Origin of the sequence: Umezawaea sp., from assembly GCF_036375055.1 — a bacterium.
GTDB lineage: Bacteria > Actinomycetota > Actinomycetes > Mycobacteriales > Pseudonocardiaceae > Umezawaea.
Map to the genome: position 1 here is coordinate 48,893 of NZ_DASUSQ010000004.1, position 17,630 is coordinate 66,522.

General features: G+C 73.0%; 18 protein-coding genes. 2 read left to right on the top strand and 16 right to left on the bottom strand.

Translation table 11 applies throughout. The features are described 5' to 3' along the window. Positions 1-2 precede the first annotated feature (2 nt). The 10 genes from VFZ92_RS01070 to VFZ92_RS01115 form a co-directional block, all read right to left on the bottom strand. A complete protein-coding gene (locus VFZ92_RS01070) occupies positions 3-1,424 on the bottom strand; it encodes an oligosaccharide flippase family protein (protein ID WP_330873727.1) in 1,422 nt (473 codons plus the stop codon). Next, positions 1,421-2,674: a glycosyltransferase family 87 protein gene (locus tag VFZ92_RS01075; RefSeq protein ID WP_330873728.1), complete on the bottom strand. Its 1,254-nt coding sequence runs from the start codon at positions 2,672-2,674 to the stop codon at positions 1,421-1,423. Before VFZ92_RS01075 ends, VFZ92_RS01070 begins: the two co-directional genes overlap by 4 nt. Next, on the bottom strand, positions 2,671-2,853 hold the full coding sequence (locus VFZ92_RS01080) for a hypothetical protein (protein WP_330873729.1): 183 nt from the start codon (positions 2,851-2,853) through the stop codon (positions 2,671-2,673). Before VFZ92_RS01080 ends, VFZ92_RS01075 begins: the two co-directional genes overlap by 4 nt. Further along, on the bottom strand, positions 2,850-3,059 hold the full coding sequence (locus VFZ92_RS01085) for a hypothetical protein (RefSeq protein WP_330873730.1): 210 nt from the start codon (positions 3,057-3,059) through the stop codon (positions 2,850-2,852). The genes VFZ92_RS01080 and VFZ92_RS01085 overlap by 4 nt, the downstream gene beginning before the upstream one ends. Continuing rightward, entirely contained in the window at positions 3,056-3,967 is a 912-nt protein-coding gene (locus tag VFZ92_RS01090) for a hypothetical protein (RefSeq protein ID WP_330873731.1), read from the bottom strand. The genes VFZ92_RS01085 and VFZ92_RS01090 overlap by 4 nt, the downstream gene beginning before the upstream one ends. Then, on the bottom strand, positions 3,964-5,028 hold the full coding sequence (locus VFZ92_RS01095) for a glycosyltransferase (RefSeq protein WP_330873732.1): 1,065 nt from the start codon (positions 5,026-5,028) through the stop codon (positions 3,964-3,966). The genes VFZ92_RS01090 and VFZ92_RS01095 overlap by 4 nt, the downstream gene beginning before the upstream one ends. Then, a complete protein-coding gene (locus tag VFZ92_RS01100) occupies positions 4,997-6,214 on the bottom strand; it encodes an O-antigen ligase family protein (protein ID WP_330873733.1) in 1,218 nt (405 codons plus the stop codon). The genes VFZ92_RS01095 and VFZ92_RS01100 overlap by 32 nt, the downstream gene beginning before the upstream one ends. Next, positions 6,211-7,176, bottom strand: a complete 966-nt coding sequence (locus VFZ92_RS01105; protein ID WP_330873734.1) for a polysaccharide deacetylase family protein — start codon at positions 7,174-7,176, stop codon at positions 6,211-6,213. The genes VFZ92_RS01100 and VFZ92_RS01105 overlap by 4 nt, the downstream gene beginning before the upstream one ends. Beyond that, positions 7,173-8,006: a hypothetical protein gene (locus tag VFZ92_RS01110; RefSeq protein ID WP_330873735.1), complete on the bottom strand. Its 834-nt coding sequence runs from the start codon at positions 8,004-8,006 to the stop codon at positions 7,173-7,175. The genes VFZ92_RS01105 and VFZ92_RS01110 overlap by 4 nt, the downstream gene beginning before the upstream one ends. 202 nt (positions 8,007-8,208) lie before the next feature. Beyond that, entirely contained in the window at positions 8,209-8,610 is a 402-nt protein-coding gene (locus VFZ92_RS01115; RefSeq protein WP_330873736.1) for a DoxX family protein, read from the bottom strand. 136 nt (positions 8,611-8,746) lie between these two features. Between VFZ92_RS01115 and VFZ92_RS01120 the strand changes: the two genes are divergently transcribed. Then, positions 8,747-9,733, top strand: coding sequence for a sigma-70 family RNA polymerase sigma factor (locus VFZ92_RS01120; RefSeq protein WP_330873737.1), 987 nt, complete (start codon positions 8,747-8,749; stop codon positions 9,731-9,733). 9 nt (positions 9,734-9,742) lie between these two features. Here the strand turns inward: VFZ92_RS01120 and VFZ92_RS01125 are convergent, their stop codons facing one another. Further along, on the bottom strand, positions 9,743-10,150 hold the full coding sequence (locus tag VFZ92_RS01125) for a YchJ family protein (RefSeq protein WP_330873738.1): 408 nt from the start codon (positions 10,148-10,150) through the stop codon (positions 9,743-9,745). A 79-nt stretch (positions 10,151-10,229) separates the two neighbouring features. Between VFZ92_RS01125 and VFZ92_RS01130 the strand changes: the two genes are divergently transcribed. Continuing rightward, the gene (locus VFZ92_RS01130; protein ID WP_330873802.1) at positions 10,230-11,204 is read left to right on the top strand and encodes a glutathione S-transferase family protein; all 975 of its coding nucleotides are present in this window, start codon (positions 10,230-10,232) and stop codon (positions 11,202-11,204) included. 34 nt (positions 11,205-11,238) lie between these two features. Here VFZ92_RS01130 and VFZ92_RS01135 read toward each other — a convergent pair whose 3' ends face one another. From VFZ92_RS01135 to VFZ92_RS01155, 5 genes are all read right to left on the bottom strand, one after another. Then, positions 11,239-11,616, bottom strand: coding sequence for a MerR family transcriptional regulator (locus VFZ92_RS01135; RefSeq protein ID WP_330873739.1), 378 nt, complete (start codon positions 11,614-11,616; stop codon positions 11,239-11,241). Positions 11,617-11,675: 59 nt separating this feature from the next. Continuing rightward, positions 11,676-12,596, bottom strand: coding sequence for a hypothetical protein (locus tag VFZ92_RS01140; RefSeq protein WP_330873740.1), 921 nt, complete (start codon positions 12,594-12,596; stop codon positions 11,676-11,678). A 73-nt stretch (positions 12,597-12,669) separates the two neighbouring features. After that, positions 12,670-14,364, bottom strand: a complete 1,695-nt coding sequence (locus VFZ92_RS01145; protein WP_330873741.1) for an ABC transporter family substrate-binding protein — start codon at positions 14,362-14,364, stop codon at positions 12,670-12,672. Positions 14,365-14,464: 100 nt separating this feature from the next. Then, on the bottom strand, positions 14,465-16,594 hold the full coding sequence (locus tag VFZ92_RS01150) for an ABC transporter ATP-binding protein (RefSeq protein WP_330873742.1): 2,130 nt from the start codon (positions 16,592-16,594) through the stop codon (positions 14,465-14,467). Then, on the bottom strand, positions 16,594-17,622 hold the full coding sequence (locus tag VFZ92_RS01155) for an ABC transporter permease (protein WP_330873743.1): 1,029 nt from the start codon (positions 17,620-17,622) through the stop codon (positions 16,594-16,596). Before VFZ92_RS01155 ends, VFZ92_RS01150 begins: the two co-directional genes overlap by 1 nt. Positions 17,623-17,630: the final 8 nt, after the last annotated feature.

Below are 17,630 nucleotides of genomic sequence, written 5' to 3' on the forward strand. Positions count from 1 at the left end.
CCTCACCGCAGACCTCCGCGCAGTTCGTCCAGTGCCGCGCGGTGCGCGAGCAGCGTGCCGACGCCGTAGCCGAGCAGCAGCACGGCGCCCTCGGCGAGCGCGCCGACCGGCGAGTCCGCCGGGCCGAAGACGCCGAACCGGTCGAGCAGCACCGCGGGGACCGCGCCGACCAGCGCGGCGACCGCGACCCGTGCCGCCGCACCGCCGACGGCCGGAGCGACGCCGAGCCGCCGCAGGTGGAACCAGGTGAGCGGCACCACGACCCACGCGACGGCCAGTTGCGCGCCCGCGACGGCGGTGACGCCGTGGCCGGTCGCCACGACCAGCGCGACGACGACCAGCACCAGGTGGGTGACCTCCAGCACGAGGTAGAGCACGGCGTGGCCGGTCGCCTTCACGGCCTGGTACCAGATGTGCAGCACGCTGATGCCGAGCCCGTAGCCGCTCAGCAGCACCAGCGGCGCGGCGGCGGCCTCCCACCGCGCGCCGAGCACGACGACCCGGTCGCCGAGCAGGGCCACGGCGAGGTACAGCCCGCCCGTGACGACGAGGACGGCACGGGTGAAGCGGTCCATGACGGCGGTGATCCCGTCCCGCTCGCCAGCCCGGACCAGCCTGGCGCACAACGGGAAGGCGACCGCGCCGAGCACGACGGCGACCATGACGTAGGGCACCCACGCGATCCGGTAGGCCAGCGAGTACACGCCGACCGCCTCCGGCCCGAGCACGTGCCCGATCGCCAGGTAGTCCACGTTGACCACCAGCGCGGCCACCACGGCGGCCGGACCCACCACCGAGATCCAGCGCAGCGCCTCGGCCGCCGCGGCGGGGTGCCAGCCAGGCCGCACCCCGCCACCCGCCAGCACGCCCAGGACGGGCTGCGCGACGGCCGTGCACAGCAGACCGACCACCAGCGCTGCGGGACCGGTGTCCCGCAGCGCCAGCACGACCGTCACGACGGCACCCAGCACCGCGCCGCCCGCGTCCGGCAGCATCCGGCGGCGGAAGTCCAGGTCCCGGTGCATCAGGCCCATCTGCACGCCGCCCGCCGCCGAGAACGGCAGGCTCAGCGCGGCGAGCCGCACCAGCGGCTCCGCCTCCGGCGAGCCGAGCAGCGCGGTGATCGGCCCGGCGGCCGACGCCAGCACCACGGCCAGCAGCGCGCCCGCGCCGACGCTCATCACCAGCACCGTGCCCGCCATCCGGCGCGGGTCGTGCTCGGTGCGGCTGATCACGTCGTAGACGCCGATCGACTGCACGACCTGGCCGAGGTTCACCAGCGCCACGGCGAGCGCGACCAGGCCGAGCTGGCCCTCGGTCAGCAGCGCCGCCAGGACCAGCGTCACGACCACCTGGCTGCTCTTGCTGACCAGGTTGACCGCGCCGAGCCACAGCGACCCGCGGACGGCGAGGCCGCCGGTCACGAACCGCCCCGCCGACGAGCGGCGAACACGACGAGCAGCACCCACGCAGCCACGAGGGCCAGCCCGTCCGCGGTGACCCCGACCCTCGCCCCGAACAGGGAGACGATCGCGGTGTCCACGACGTGCAGGTGCAGGAACGGGAAGGCCGTCGCCGTCAGCGCGACCCCGGCCGCCCACCACCCCGGTTCGCGGCGGCGGCGCCACCACAGCGCCGCAAGCGCGGCCATCGCGGGCACGGCGATCAGCACGTCGCCGGGCTGGTGCACCACGCACACCACGACGGCCAGGCAGGTCAGCAGGTCCGCCACGACGCCGTCGCCGAGCCGGTCCAGCTTGCGGAGGAGCACCGCGCTCCCGGCCAGGACCCCCAGCAGCGCCACCGGTTCCACGAGCGGCGGCAGCCAGCCCGTGGTGCGGAAGAACACCGCGGGCAGGTCGACGCGCTGCGCGGTCATCGAGTCCACGGCGCCGTAGTCCGTGCTGGTGGCGTGCGCCAGGTTGGCCGCGACCACGTCGACGAACGCGCCGAGCCCGCCGCCGCGGAACACCAGCAGCAGGACCACCGGCAGGCTCGCCACCGCCGCGATGGCCGTGCCCGCCAGCGCCACCCGCCGCGATCCGCGCGCGAACAGCAGGACCGCCAGCGGCAGACCGAACTGCGGCTTCAGCCACGCCACCGCGAGCCCCACCGCGGCCCAGCGCGGCTGCCGGTCCCGACCGGCCAGCGCGCCCGCCGCGCCCAGCGCCACCAGCGGGTTGACCTGCCCGAGGTAGAGCTGCGCCTTGCCGACCTGGCTGGTCACCAGCAGCGTCGCGATGCCCGCCGTGCCGAGCGCGAGCGGGGCGTGCCGCCGGATCCCGTACGCCGCCAGGAACGACAGCGACACCAGCAGCAGCAGCGACACCAGCACGAACGCGACCGCGCCCGCCCGGTAGTCCAGCAGCGCGAACGGCAGGTGCAGCACCAGGTGGTACGGCTGGTACAGGTTGAAGTCCTGCCGCACCGGCCAGTGCGCGAACATGACCGACGGGTCGTAGGGGTTGCCCCCCGCGAGGAACTCCCGCAGCGGGTAGTACGTCGCGTCGCGGAAGTCCTGCATCCGCACCTCGGCCTTGGTCGCCGAGGTCGGCAGCGGCACCTGCCAGGACGGCCGCAGCGCCCACCACGCGCTCACCGCGCCCACGACGGCCAGCACGACCGTCGTGACCGCGACCGCGGAACCCGGCCTGCGGAGTTCGCGCAGCGTCATCCGGTCACCGGGCCCTGCCGCGGTGGCGAGGGCACGTCGAGGACGTCGGAGGCCACGGGGGGAACGGGTCCGACCGGGATCACCCTCCACCCCCCGTCCGGCGCGGTGGTCACCCGGACCACCTGCTTGGACGCGGCGGGCCAGACGCCCACCACGGTCGCGAACCCACGGGCGGTCATGCGAACACCTCCGTGCTCGGCTGGGGACGAACGGGCGGGACGGGGATGTCCAGGACATCCGGCAGCACGGGTGGGACGGGCTCGGTCAGCAGCGCCCGCCAGCCCCCCTCCGGGGTGGCCGTCACCCGCACCACGCGCTTCGACGCGGTGGGCCACTCGCCGACGGCGGCGGCGAACGCGCTGCCCAGGCCTCCGCGGGCGGTCACGCGAACACCACCGCGACGAGCACGGCGTCCTCGGGCAGCACGCCGACGGCGGCGGTCAGGTCGTCCTGCGCGCCCCGGCGGGTCAGCGCGACCACGGCGTCGCCGCGGCCCCGCTCGTGGCGGCCCCCGAGGTCGGGCACGAGCACCCGCGCGGGGTGGGCCAGCACGAGCCGGTCGGACAGCTCCTCCGCGCGCGCCACCAGCTCGGGTGTGGCGGCGACGACCCGTGCGGGACGACCGGCCGCCCGGCACAGCAGGGCGAGGCGCTCGGCGAGCGCCGGGTCGGCCCAGTCGGCCGTCAGCACGGGGTGGCGGGTCCCGGCGGCGGCGAGCGCCCTGCGGACGTCCTCCTGCCCCCTGGTGGTGCGCAGTCGCCGCACCACGGCCAGCGCGACACCGGCCATCACGCCCGCGGCCAGCGCCAGCCCGATCGACAGCGGGCCGTCGGGGGCGACCTGGACGACGTCGGGCTTGTCGTCGAGCACCTTCAGCCTGCCGACGGGAGCCAGCAGGTCCGCCTCGACCAGGCTCCTGGCGATGGCGGACGCGGCGGCACCCGCCTGCTGCGGGGACCTCGCCCGCACCGACAGCCGCGCCAGACCCGAGGCGGGCACCAGCTCGACCGACACGTGCGCCGCGAGTTCGGCCGGCGGGTACCCGGACACGCCCGCGGCGGCCTGGAGCACGGAGGGGCTGCGGGACAGCTCGACCAGCGCGGGCAGGGCGAGGGAGACGACCTCGCCGTACTGGGCGGTGGTCCCGCTGTCCGCGGCCACCACCGGTTCGGCCAGCAGGCCGACCCGGCCCTGGTGCTCGGCGGGCCGGAGCACGCCGACCACGAGCACGAGCGCGCCCACGGCCAGCGCGACGGCGGCGCACTCCGCGGTGCGTCGGGTCAGGAGCCTCACCGCCTGCCCCCGTCCACCATCGTGCGGAGCAGTTCGTCGTAGGACTTCATCAGCGTGTGCCCGTCGTGTTCGGTCCCGGCCACCGCGACGGCGGCACGGGTGTCGGCGTTGGAGAGCAGGGCGCGCAGGGCGTCCGCGACGGCCGTCGGCTCGCCGCGCGGCACCACCACGCCGCCGCCGTCGGCGAGCGCCTCGGCGACGCCGTCGACGTCGGTCGCGACCACCGGGACCCCGGCGGCCAGCGACTCCAGCACCGCGATGGGCATGCCTTCCCAGTCGCTGGTGAGGACGGTGAGGTCGACCGCGGCGAGCAGGTCGGCCACGTCGGAGCGGTTGCCCAGGAACCGGACCCGGTCGGCGACGCCCAGGTCGCGGGCCCGGCGCTCCAGGTCGGGGCGCAGGCTGCCGTCACCGGCCAGCAGCAGCACCGCGTCCCGGCCCCCGAGCGCGGCCCACGCGTCGAGCAGCACGTCGTGCCGCTTCTGGGGTTCCATCCGGGCCAGGCACAGCGCGACCGGTACGTCGTCGGACAGGCCGAGCGCGGAGCGGACCGTGGAGCGGTCGACGCGCGGCGGTGCGGGGAACACCGCGTTGCGGATCACCACGACCTCGTCGAGCCCGGCCGCGCGCAGGCGGTCCGCGGTCGACGAGGCGACGGCGACGACGGTGTCGGACGTGCGGCGCAGCACCCGGACGGCGCTGCCGTGGTCGGTCGCCGAGACGCCGTGGAACACCGTCATCAGCGGCGCCCGGCGCAGCGGTGCCATCGCGAGCCTGGCCACGGCGGACGCGCCGACGTTGTGCGCCACCACGACGTCCGGCCGGAACGCGCGGTACGCGGTCCTGGTCGCCTTGGCGGCGCGGACGACGCCGCCCGCGCGGCGGCGGGCGACGGGCACCTCGAAGTGCGGTACCCGCAGGGCGTCGGCCCGGTGGCCGCCGCCGCTGGCGACGGCCGACTCCCAGCCGTACCGCTCACCCGCCCCCGCCATGCCCGCGACGAGCGCCTCGGCGCCGCCGGTGCCCATCTCACTGATCACGTGCAGGACCCGCACTCCCACTCCCGGTTCGTAGTTCGGCCGCGCAGGCGACCGCGATCATCAGCCACAGCGGCAGGTAGTACTGCTCGGACAGGAACGTCGACGCGACGGCGGTCGCCAGCAGGCTCGCCTGGACGGCGATCATCTGCGTGCGGTCCGCGCCGCGGCGCAGCGCTCTCTCGCTCGCCACGACGGCGGTGCCGATCAGGCAGGCGAAGAGCAGGAAGCCGGGCACGCCGAGTTCGGCCGCGACCTCCAGGTACATGTTGTGCGCCACCGGGGACTGCTCGTCGACCTCGGCGTTGTGGGAGAAGGCCGGGTACTCCGCGCGGAACCCGCCGGGCCCGACGCCGAAGACCGGGTTGTCGGTGAGGATGCGGGCGGCGGCCTGCCAGCGGAGTTCGCGGGTGTCCACGTTGGTCGAGGCGATGAAGCTCTTCTCCCGCAACGCCTTGTCCAGCTCCTGCTGGGCCACGGCCGCGCCGCCCAGCGCGAGCACGGCGAGCACGCCGACCGCGGCGGCCAGCACGCGCGGCGACAGCGCGCGGCGAGCGACGAGCCAGAGCACCGCGGCACCCAGCGCGAGCCCGCCGCCGCGCGAGAACGTCGCCGCCGCGCCCGCCACCAGCACCGCGCCCGCGAGCAGCGCGAGCGCCGACACCGGCCTGCGGCGGGCCGCCACGATCGGCAGCACCAGCGGCAGCGCGGCGACCAGCACGTGCGCGAGGTCGTTCGGGTCGTCCAGCGGGCCGCTCGCCCGCGACTCGCCCTCGGCGACGAGGCTGTACAGCGCGCCCGTCCCCGCGACGGCGGCGCCTGCGACGGCGGACACCAGCAGCGCCCTGACCGGCACCTCGCGGGAGGCGACGTCGACCAGGATCGCGGTGACCAGCAGGAACGGCAGCCAGCGCTGGGTGTACTCCAGCGCGAACGGCTCGGCCACGTGCACACCGGCCGACACGAGGACGACGACGGCGAACAGCGCCAGCAGCGCGTGCACCGGGTGCGGCTTCGGCCACTGGCGGTCCCGGACGCGGATCGCGAGCCAGGCCAGCGCGAGCAGCGCGGGCGCCAGCTTCGCGAGCTGGCCGTGCGCGGCGAGGAGGTAGCCCTCGACCGGCGCCAGCGCCACGGTCGCGCACGCGAAGACGCGCAGGGACCGTTCGGGGATCAGGAGGTCCCGCCGCGCCGCCACCAGTGCCGTCACCCCCGTGACCCCAGACGGCGCGCGTCCCGTTCGCGGTCCAGCCCGGCCCGGCGCGCCCGCGCCACGTGCTCGCCGGTGCCGACGAGGTCGAAGTGGCGGCGCAGCTCGCCGAGCACCCAGCCGAGCAGGTCGGTCTTGCGGGCGCTGGGCACGGCCATGCCGGGGAAGAACTCCATGCCCGGCGCCTCGGTCGCGTCCAGCACGTCCGTGGGGTGCAGCAGCAGCGACGGGCCGACCCCGCGCAGCAGGCACAGCCGCAGCGCCGTGCGGAAGTAGGCGCGGGCCAGCGTCGGCGACGCCTGGTTGAGCTGCTGGAGGTAGGACGCGTGGATCGGGGTGCGCAGCAGCGGCATGGTCGTGACCGGCAGCTCCACCAGCGACGCCGACGTGCCGACGCGCCACCGGTAGGCGCCGACGGGGGCGAGGACGCGGGACACGCCGCCGAACAGCTCGTCCGACGCGGCCTCCTCGGACACCGACCGGTTGTGGTACGCCCTGGCGAGGGGGCCGATCCACGTCGGCCACGTGCTGGCGTCGTAGGAGTAGCCGCGCTCCACCAGCAGTTCCAGCAGCTCCGGGGTGAGGCTGTAGCCCGGCCCGCGGAAGCCGATCGGCCGGGGCGCGCCCGCCGTGACGATGGCCTCCTCGGTGCGCGCCAGCTCGGTCTCCAGCCGCGCCCTGGAGTACCGGTGCAGCCACGGCTCGTGGCCCCACGAGTGGTTGGCGACCTCGTGGCCCGCCGCGCTGATGGCGGCGACGGCCTTGGCGCCGTCCTCGCGCTCGACGTCCGCGCCGACCGCGAACACCGTGGTGGTCAGGCCGTGCTCGCCGAACACCTCCAGCAGCCGGGGCACGGCGGTGGGCAGGAAGCTCGGGTAGCTCGTCCAGTCCCGGTCGCCGTGGGTCTTGAGGTAGGCCCACAGGTTGTCCAGGTCGAGCGAGACGCTCGCGGTCGGCTTCACACCGCCTCCTTCACCGGGGCGGCGGTCCGCTGGGGCGCCTTGCCCAGCGCCAGCACGCCGATCACGACCAGTGCCATGCCCACCGCCACCCACCACTCGCGGCCCGGCGCGATCCGGTCGCCCATCACGGCCATGCCGACCACCGAGGCGAGCACCAGCGAGGTGGCGTCCATCGTGGCGACCGCGGAGGTGGCCGACCCGCGTTGCAGCGCGCCCGCCAGCAGCGCCTGTCCGAGGACGGCGGCGAGCACGAGGATCCAGGCCAGCGGCTGCCACGGCAGCGACGCCAGGTCTCCGCCCGCCAGCGCGCGACCGGCCACGGCGACCACCGCGAACGCGATCCCGGCGGGCACGGCGGCCGACACCAGGGCGTTCGGCCTGCCGGAGCGGACGCCCAGCAGCGCGGTCAGCACCAGCACGCCCACCAGCGCGGCGACCATCGTCGGCGTGAGGCCCCGGGCGGTGGACGACGTGGCGGCCCCGCCGAGCAGGACCATGCCGACGGCCAGCAGCACCAGCACGCCGATCTCCACCGACGTGACCCGCCAGCCGAGGACCAGCACGCCGAACAGGGTCGCGAGGCCGATCGCGGAGGCCGAGCCCGCCTGCACGAGGTAGAGCGGCAGCGAGCCGCGGGCGAGGAAGGCGAGCACGAACCCGCCGACCTGGGCGGTGAAGCCCGCGAGGTAGAGGCGGTCCGCGGCGAGCCGGGCGATCAGCCCGAGGTCGGCGCCGGGCCGGTGTTCGGCGCGGCGGGCGGCCGTGCTCTGCGCGACGATGCCACCCGCGTACAGGACCGCGGATGCGACGAGTTCCCAATAGCCGAGCACGTACGACTCCTCTGAGGCGCCACCTGCTCGACCGGTAGTCGTCGAGCCAACGGGGCGGGAGCGTACGTGCCTCCATCGCCGAACACGGTAGAAGGACTGGACTAGCGTTTTTCTTGCCACACAACGTGAAACTGCCCCCACTTGAGAGCCACGAACGAGTTAATCGATCACTCGTTCGTGGCTCCCGGGGCTCATTTCCGTCCTACCGCGACCGAAGCGCGCGGAGGTCCGCGCGGTGGTGCCACGCGATCAGGCCGCAGAGGACGCCGAGGATGATCGGCGTGATCACGAAGGCCGGGTTGTCGAGGATGACGACCTGGGTGGAACCGGCCCCGACCATCAGCCCCACCAGGCCGATCGCCGCCGGGGCGACGAGTCCCGGCACCAGCAGTCCGATGCCGCCCGCGAGTTCGAAGAAGCCGATCAGGTAGCGGAACCACTGCCCCGCACCGATCTCGGTGAAGATCTCGACGGCGTACGCCTCGCCGAAGAACTTCGGACCGGCCGAGGCGACGACGAACATCAGGGCGACGAGCACCCGCAGCACCACGAAGGTGGTGGACACGGCGCGGCTCCTGGCGGTGGGGAGCGGGGTGGAGGTCATGGTGGTCCGTCCTCTCGGAACTCGGATTGGCTGTTGTGCTGACCGCGACCGTGGCGAAAACTCATCGCATCGACGGCAGTCGGGTCCACGTGCTCGGCTTGACCGGTCAAGCGGACTTCGGGAGGGGACGGGACTCGTGACCACGGCGGACTCCAAGGTCGACCAGGACTTCCTGGAGCTGGCCGAACCGATGCGGCGCGAGGTGCTCGCCCACTGCTACCGGATGCTCGGCTCGGTGCACGACGCCGAGGACGTGGTCCAGGAGACGTACCTGCGCGCGTGGAAGGCCTACGACCGGTTCGAGGGCCGCTCGTCGCTGCGCACCTGGCTGTACCGGATCGCCACGCGCACGTGCCTGACCGCGTTGGAGGGGCGCGGGAGGCGACCGCTGCCCACCGGGCTCGGCGGCCCGAGGACCGGCCCCGACGAGCCGCTGGTCGACCGGCCCGAGGTGCCGTGGCTGGAACCGATCCCGGACGCGGCGCTGACCGCCTCGCCGACCGACCCGGCGTCGATCGTCACGTCGCGCGAGAGCATCCGGCTGGCGCTGGTGGCCGCTCTCCAGTTCCTGCCGCCCCGGCAGCGGGCCGTGCTGCTGCTGCGCGACGTGCTGGCGTGGAAGGCCGCCGAGGTGGCCGACCTGCTCGACACCACGACCGCCGCCGTGAACAGCTCGCTGCAACGGGCGCGCGCGCAGCTCGACGCGGTGTCACCGACCGAGGACGGCGTGGCCGAGCCGACCACCGCCGAGCAGCGCGCGCTGCTGGACCGGTACGTGAGGGCGTTCGAGGACAAGGACATCCCGGCGATCGTCGGCCTGTTCACCTCCGACGCCGTGTGGGAGATGCCCCCGTTCACCGGCTGGTACCGGGGTGGCGAGGACATCGCCCGGCTCATCGACACCCGCTGCCCCGCCGAGGGTCCCGGCGACATGCGGCTGGTGCCGACCAGCGCGAACGGCCAGCCCGCGTTCGGGCTGTACCTGCGCGGCGAGGACGGCGTGCACCGGCCGTTCAACCTGCCGGTGCTCACCCTGTCGCCGCAGGGCGTCACGCACGTGGCGTGCTTCTTCGACCCGAGGCTGTTCGAGGTGTTCGGCCTGCCCGCCGTGCTGGAGGACTGAGGTCCCGGCTCAGGTCGCGGCGTCGAGGTACGCCCACCGGCCGTCCTCGCGGACGAAGCGGCTGTTCTCGTGCAGTTCGGCCGGGCGGCCGTCGTGGACGTAGTGCGCGCGGAACTCCACCGTGCCCTCGCGGTGCAGCAGGCCGCCGCCGGTCGTGCCGAGCACCTCCAGCCCGGTCCACCGCGTGCCGTCGTCGACGTCCAGCGTCGCGGGCCGGGTGCTCGGGTGCCAGGTCCGCAGCAGGTACTCCGCGTCGCCGACCGCGAAGGCGCTGAACCGCGAGCGCATCAGCAGCTCGGCGGTCGCCGGGGACGTGACGTCGAGGTGGGCTCGGGCACAGCAGTCCCCGTAGGACTTGCCGAGCCCGCAGGGGCAGGGTGAGGTGGTGGTGATCGCGCGTGGGCGTTGTCCGGACACGCGGGTGATTGTGACCGACGCGGGACGAGGGGATGCACTGGTGGCCGACGAGGACAGCGCGGACTTCGAGCGCACGCCGATGAAGTTCGTGGACCGGGTCACCGCGGACGGTGCCGAGGGCTGGCCGGTCGAGGCGGGCCGGTACCGGCTGGTGATCAACCGGGCGTGCCCGTGGGCGAACCGGACGGTGATCGTGCGCAGGCTCATGGGGCTGGACGAGGCGATCTCGCTGGCCGTCACCGACCCGATCCAGGAGCAGATCGACGGTGAGGCGCACTGGGTGTTCACCGCGGAGACCGGCAGTCCCGGCGACGTCGACCCGGTGCTCGGCGTGCACGCGCTGCGCGACTCCTACCTCAAGCGCGACCCCGGCTACGACGGCGGCGTGAGCGTGCCGGGCCTGGTGGACGTGCCCAGCGGCCACCTGGTCAGCAACGACTACGACCAGCTCACCCTCGACTTCGGCGGCGAGTGGACGGCGCTGCACCGCGAGGGCGCCCCGGACCTGTACCCGTCGGCCCTGCGGGACGAGATCGACTCGGTCAACGAGTTCGTCTACCGGGACGTGGCCAACGGCGTCTACCGCAGCGGGTTCGCCCCGTCGCAGGCGAGCTACGACCGGGCCGTGCGCGTCCTGTTCGCGGGCCTGGACCGCCTGGAGGACCGGCTGACCCGCCAGCGCTACCTGCTGGGCGACCACGTCACCGAGGCCGACGTCCGGCTGTTCCCGACGCTGGCGCGGTTCGACGCGGTCTACCACGGCCACTTCAAGTGCAACGTGCGCAAGCTGATCGAGTACCCGGCCCTGTGGGCGTACGCGCGCGACCTGTTCCAGACACCGGGGTTCGGCGACACCATCCACTTCGACCACATCCGCCGCCACTACTACGGCGTCCACACCGCGATCAACCCGACGCGGATCGTCGCCGCGGGGCCCGACCCGGCCGCCTGGCTCACCCGGCACCACCGCGACCAGCTCGGCGGCTCCCCGTTCGGCGACGGCACCCCGCCGGAGCCGCCGCCCGTGATCGACCGCGTGCCGATGCCGGTCTGACCTCGGGCCGGGCCCTCGGAGGACGCGGTGGTGGTCACACCGCCGCGTCCTCCACGACGGCGCACCGCGACTCCGGGCCGCGGCTGAAGGCGATGACCTCGTCCAGCTTGTCCCGCGCCCGCACCAGCTCGGTGATCTGCCGGTCGATGCGCTCCCGTTCGGCCGCCAGCGCGGCGCGCGACTCCGGGGTGTTGACCTTGGCCTCGACGCACGGCAGCAGCCCCAGGATCGTCTTGCTGGACAGGCCCGCGGAGTACAGCAGCTGGATCAGGTCCACCCGCTCCACCGCGCCGTCCGAGTACTGCCGCTGCCCGCCGCTGCCGCGCACCGACCGGAGCAGCCCCTGCTCCTCGTAGTAGCGCAGCGACCGCACCGCCACACCGGTCTTGGCCGCGAGTTCCCCGATGCGCACGACACCTCCACGAACGCGCCCGGCGCACCTCACACCGGTGTCAGGTCCAGCGTAAGCCCTCAGGACGGGTCGGCGCCCCGCCACGCGGCGAGCCAGAGGCCCGTGCCCGCGGTCACCAGGGTCGCGGCCAGCCAGCCGCTGAACCCGCTGCCGTCCAGGTACGCCCAGAACAGGCCGACGAACGGGGCCGGGATCACCAGCACCGCGTCCGCGCGCAGCTGCCGCGTCCAGCCCGCCTCCGCCGCCGCCCGCACGACCTCCGGATCCGGTTCGGCCGGGCTGTCACCGCGCCGTCCGCGCGGGTGCTTCGAGGTCGCCGGGCCGGACGGGTAGAGCCGCACGTCGCCGTGGTCGACCACGACCAGCCGGTCGCCGTGCAGCACCACGGGAGCGGGCGACGGCATCGCGGCGAGCGCGGGGTCGTAGTACACCGGGATCCACCGCTCACGAGGCCCGTCGACCTCCAGCCACGACCGCACGATGAGCCCGGACTGCACGCGGATCCGCCGCACCCTGGCCGCGCGCCCCGGCGCCCGTGCCGCGCGGGCGCGGGTGACCAGCCGCCAGGCGGACGCCGCCAGCACCAGCAGCACGACGGCGGTGGTGAACGCGAGGCCGCTGAGCGCGCGGTCGGCCTGCACGAGCAGGGCCGCGCCGGGCACCACGACGCGGTCCGGGTGCTCCGGGTCGTACGCGACCTGCGTCTTCTGCCCCAGCGGGGGCGTCTTGCCGGGGATGTCGACCAGCGCCGTGGTGACCGTGCCGTCCGCCAGCGGCCAGTTCACCTCCACGGCGTTCTGCCCGACCCGGACCACCTGGCCCACGGCCCGTCCGCTCAGCTCGCCGATCCGGGCGGACGCGGAGGTGTAGGACAGCAGCGCGGTCACCGCGACGCCCGCGCACAGCACCAGCACGACGGCGGTCGCGGCCAGGCCGTGGCGGACGGCGCGGACGCGGAGCAGCGCACGGGCAGTGGTCACCGGGTCATCCTCTCGAACAACGGCCGACGGCCCGGCGGGGAGCACCCGCCGGGCCGTCGGAGGAGCGATCCGATCAGCTGGTGAAGCCGATGTGGATGTAGTCGTACGGGGAGTTCGCGAAGCCGACGGCGCCGAAGTTCGCGACGGTCTCGCGGACGGCGACGGCACCGGGGCTCTGGAAGATGGGCAGCTGGTGGCCCGCCTTCCAGATCTCCTCGTCGAGCTTGTTGGCCAGCTCGGCGCGCTTGGCGTCGTCCAGCTCGCTGTTGGCCTCGTCGAAGAGCTTGTTGATCTCGGCGTTGCCGACGCGGCCGTAGTTCTGGTTCACGTTGGTCTCGTCGAGGGCGTAGATCGACTTCGAGGAGCTGATCGGGAACGCGGTGCTCAACCAGCGGAACGAGGTGATGTCGAAGTCACCGACGTTGATGTGCGACTTGAAGAAGTCCGCCGACGGGACGGTCTGGATGTCGACCTTGACGCCGACCTCCTTGAGCTGCGTCTGCACCAGCTTGGAGACCTGGTCGGAGGTCGGGTTCGGGGTCGGGATCACGAAGCGGATCGCGAGGTCCTTGCCGTCCTTCTTGCGGACGTCGCCCTCCAGCTTCCAGCCGAGGTCCTCCAGGCCCTTCTTGGCGGCTTCCTTGTCGAACTTCGCGACCGCCGCGTTGTCCTTGTACTCCTTGGCGCCCAGCAGGAAGATGTGGTTGCCGAGGACCTTCGGGTCGGGCTGGATCGGGCCGAGGATCGCCTTCGCGATGGTCGCGGTGTCGATGCCCTGCATGATCGACGTGCGCACCTTCGGGTCGCTCATGACGGCCGTGGGCGCGCCGTTGAACGTCAGGTGGTTGTAGTCGGGCGTGACGGCCTGGCGGATCTTGATGCCGGGCGTCTGCTGCGCGCGCTTGAACAGGTCGACGTTGGAGCCGACGTCGTACCAGTCGATGGCGCCGTTGGCGAGCGAGTCGGCGAGCGCGGTGCGGTCGATCACGCGGAACGTGATCTTGTCCAGCTTCGGCTTCTCACCCCACCACGCGTCGTCGCGGACCACGGTGACCAGCTTGCCGGTCAGGTCGATCGTGCCGATCTTGAACGGACCGGCGGTGACCTTCGGGCCGTCGACCCAGCCCTTGTTGAACTCGTCGGCCGTGGCGTTGAGCGACTTCGGGTACAGCGGCGCGAAGAGGCTCTTCCACTCCGCGAACTTCTTCTTGAAGGTGATCTTGGCCTCCTGGTCGGAGGCGCCCTTCTCGACCTTCTCGATGTCCTCGTAGCCGGTCGTGGACGAGGTCAGGTAGGCCGGGTCACCGCCGTTGTTGGCCTTCGCCTGCGCGGCGAAGTCCTCCCACGAGATGGCCGTGCCGTCGCTCCACTTGGCCTTCGGGTTGATCTTGAACGTGATGACCTGGGGGTCCTGCGACGTGACCGTCGCCTCCTCCACGTAGGCCTTGTTCAGCTCGATCGACGCGTCGGCCTTCTGCACGAAGACGCTCGGCATCACCGCGTTGATCATGCGGGCACCGCTCGCGACGGTGCCGTCCACGTTGTAGTAGTTCCAGTTGTCCGCCAGGGAGTCGACGGGCCACTTGAACTCGCCGCCGTCCTTCAGCTTGGACGCCTCGACGGGGTTGATGTCGTCCTTGCCCTGCACCTGCTGGTCAGCGCCCTTGAGGCCCTGATCGCCACCGGTCGGTCCGCTGCCGCACGCGGCCAGCGCCAGTGCCAGCGCGGCCACCGGCGCGGCTGCCCTGACCAATACACGTCGACTCACTGTCGTGAACCTCCCTCATGCCTGGCCGCGTCCGTCGTGGCCCGGTTCGTGCGCCCGGACGCCCCGCGTCCGGAAGACTGCGACACCGCTGGGGGTGTCATCACAGGACCTGCTTCTCCTGCGCGAAGTGGCAGGCCGCCTCGTGGTCGGTGCCCTGCTCCTGGCGCGGCGGCTCCACCTCGACGCACGTGCGCTTCTGGTCGTCGGACAGCGTCGCGTGCAGGAAGCAGCGGGTCCGGAAGCGGCAGCCGGACGGCGGGTTGGCCGGGCTCGGCAGGTCGCCGCTCACCAGGATCCGCTCGCGCTGCCGCTCCTTGACCGGGTCCGGGATCGGGATCGCCGAGAGCAGCGCCTGGGTGTAGGGGTGTCGCGGCGAGTCGAAGACCTCGTCGACCTGCCCGATCTCCACGATCTTGCCCAGGTACATGACCGCCACGCGGTCGGCGATGTGCCGGACCACGGACAGGTCGTGCGCCACGAACAGGTAGCTCAGGCTCAGCTTCGCCTTCAGCTCCTCCAGCAGGTTGATCACACCCGCCTGGATCGACACGTCGAGCGCGGACACCGGCTCGTCGAGCACGATCAGCTTGGGTTCCAGCGCCAGCGCGCGGGCGATGCCGATGCGCTGCCGCTGGCCGCCGGAGAACTCGGCCGGGTAGCGGGACGCGTGCTCGGGGCGCAGCCCGACCAGGTCGAGCAGCTCCGGGATGCGCTTGTCGATCACCGACTTCTCGAACCCGTGCACCTGGAGGGGTTCGGCGATCACGTCGAAGATCGGCAGCCGGGGGTCGAGCGCCGCCATCGGGTCCTGGAACACGACCTGGAGGTCGCGCCGGATCGCCTTGCGGGACTTGGAGTTCAGCCCCGCGACGTCCTGCCCGAGCACGGACAGCTCGCCGCCCATCGGCTTCTGGAGGTTGAGGATCTCCATCAGCGTGGTCGTCTTGCCGCAGCCGGACTCGCCCACGACGCCGAGCGTCTCGCCCTCGCGGATGTCGAAGGAGATGCCGTCGACGGCGTGCACGGTGCCGACCCGGCGCTTGAGCACGACGCCCTTGGTGATCGGGTAGTGCTTGACCAGGCCCGAGAGCTGGAGCACGACCTGGCGCTCCTCGCGCGGCACCTTCGCGATCGGAGCTTCCTCGATCACCTCGGCGCCGAAGATCTCCACGGCCGCCTCGGCACCGTCGGTGTCCTTGGCCGCCAGCTCGTCGGTGCGGATGCAGGCCGCGCGGTGCTCCGGCGAGCCGTCCACGTCGAACAGCTCCGGCTCGGCGGTGTCGCACGCCTCGACGGCCATCGGGCACCGCGGCGCGAACGGGCAGCCGGGCGGCAGGTCGGTCAACGACGGCGGCTGGCCCGTGATGGGCACCAGCGGCTGCTTCTCGCCGACGTCCAGGCGCGGGATGGAGCCGAGCAGGCCCAGCGTGTACGGCATCCGGGGGCGGGCGTAGATCTCGTCGACCTGCCCGGTCTCCACGGCCTTGCCCGCGTACATCACCATCAGCCGGTCGGCGAAGCCCGCGACCACGCCCAGGTCGTGGGTGATGATCACGATGCCCGCGCCGGTGACCTCCTGCGCGGTCTTGAGCACCTCCAGCACCTGCGCCTGCACCGTCACGTCGAGCGCGGTGGTCGGCTCGTCGGCGATGATCAGGTCGGGGTCGTTGGCGATGGCCATCGCGATGACGGCGCGCTGCCGCATGCCGCCGGAGAACTCGTGCGGGAACGCCTTGGCGCGCTCGGCGGCGTTCGGGATGCCGACCAGGTCCAGCAGTTCCACCGCGCGCTTGGCGGCGGCCTGCTTGGACACCTTCGCGCCGCGGTGCACCAGCAGCGCCTCGGCGATCTGGTCGCCGACCGTGTACACCGGGGTCAGCGCCGACAGCGGGTCCTGGAACACCATCGCGACCCGCTTGCCGCGGATCTTGGACAGCTCGCCGTCGTTCAGGCCGATCAGCTCGCGGCCCTGGAACTTGATGGAGCCGCTGATCCGCGCCTGCGGGGGCAGCAGGCCCATGACCGCGAGCGAGGACACCGACTTGCCGGAGCCGGACTCGCCGACGATGCCGAGCACCTCGCCCGGCGAGACCTGGTAGCTCAGGCCGCGCACCGCGCGCACCCGGCCGGATTCGCTGGGGAACGACACCGCGAGGTCGTTCACCTCCAGCACCGGGCCGGTCGCGGCGGGCCGGTCCGCGGCGTCGAAGAGGAGTTCCGAGCTGGTCATCAGGCTTTCCCTCCGCCGTCCGCGGTGGTGGTCGCGGACGTGGGCGTGGTGGTGGGCTCGTCGTCGTCAGCCGACTTCTTCTCGCGCTTGCGACCGCGCGAGGACGTGGGGTCGAGCGCGTCGCGGAGGCCGTCGCCGACGAAGTTCACCGCGAGCACGAACATCACCAGGAACCCGGCCGGGATGAGGAACAGCCAGGAGTAGGTGAGGGCCGAGTCGCTGCCGGTCGCGATGACCGTGCCGAGCGAGACGTCCGGCGACTGCACGCCGAAGCCGAAGTAGCTCAGGCCCGTCTCGGCGAGCACCGCCGAGCCGACGTTGATCGTCGCGTCGATGATCAGCAGCGAGGCCATGTTCGGCACGATGTGCTTGAAGATGATCCGCCCCGGCGTCTGGCCCATGTACTTGGCGGCCTTGACGAACTCGCGCTCCTTGAGCGTCAGCGTCATGCCCCGCACGATGCGCGCGGTGATCATCCACTGGAACGCCGCCAGCAGCACCACGAACAGCAGCCACGACTTCCCGCGGAACGCCGGGCTGAGGATCGCGATGATCAGGAACGACGGCAGCACCAGCAGCAGGTCGACCAGCCACATGAGGCCGCGGTCGACCCAGCCGAGGAAGTAGCCCGCGACCGCGCCCACCAGCGCCGCGAACCCGGTCGAGATCACCGCCACCAGCAGGCCGATGAGCAGCGACTTCTGGAGCCCGCGCATGGTCAGCGCGAACATGTCCGTGCCGATCTTGTCGGTGCCGAAGATGTGGTCCGGGTACGGCGCCTGGAGGAACGCGGTGTAGTCCTGCTCGTCGTAGCTCCACTTGGACAGCAGCGGGCCGACGAACGCCAGCAGGTACATCGCGACGATCACGACCAGGCCGAACAGCGCGAGCCTGTTGCGCAGGAACCGGGTCAGGACGAGCCTGCCCCTGGTCGTGGACTTGCCGGGGTCCGGCGCGGCGTCGACGGGGCTGCCCGAGGCGGCACCCGAGGTACCCGCGGAGTCGCCCTCGTTGAGGATTACGGTCACGTCGTCAC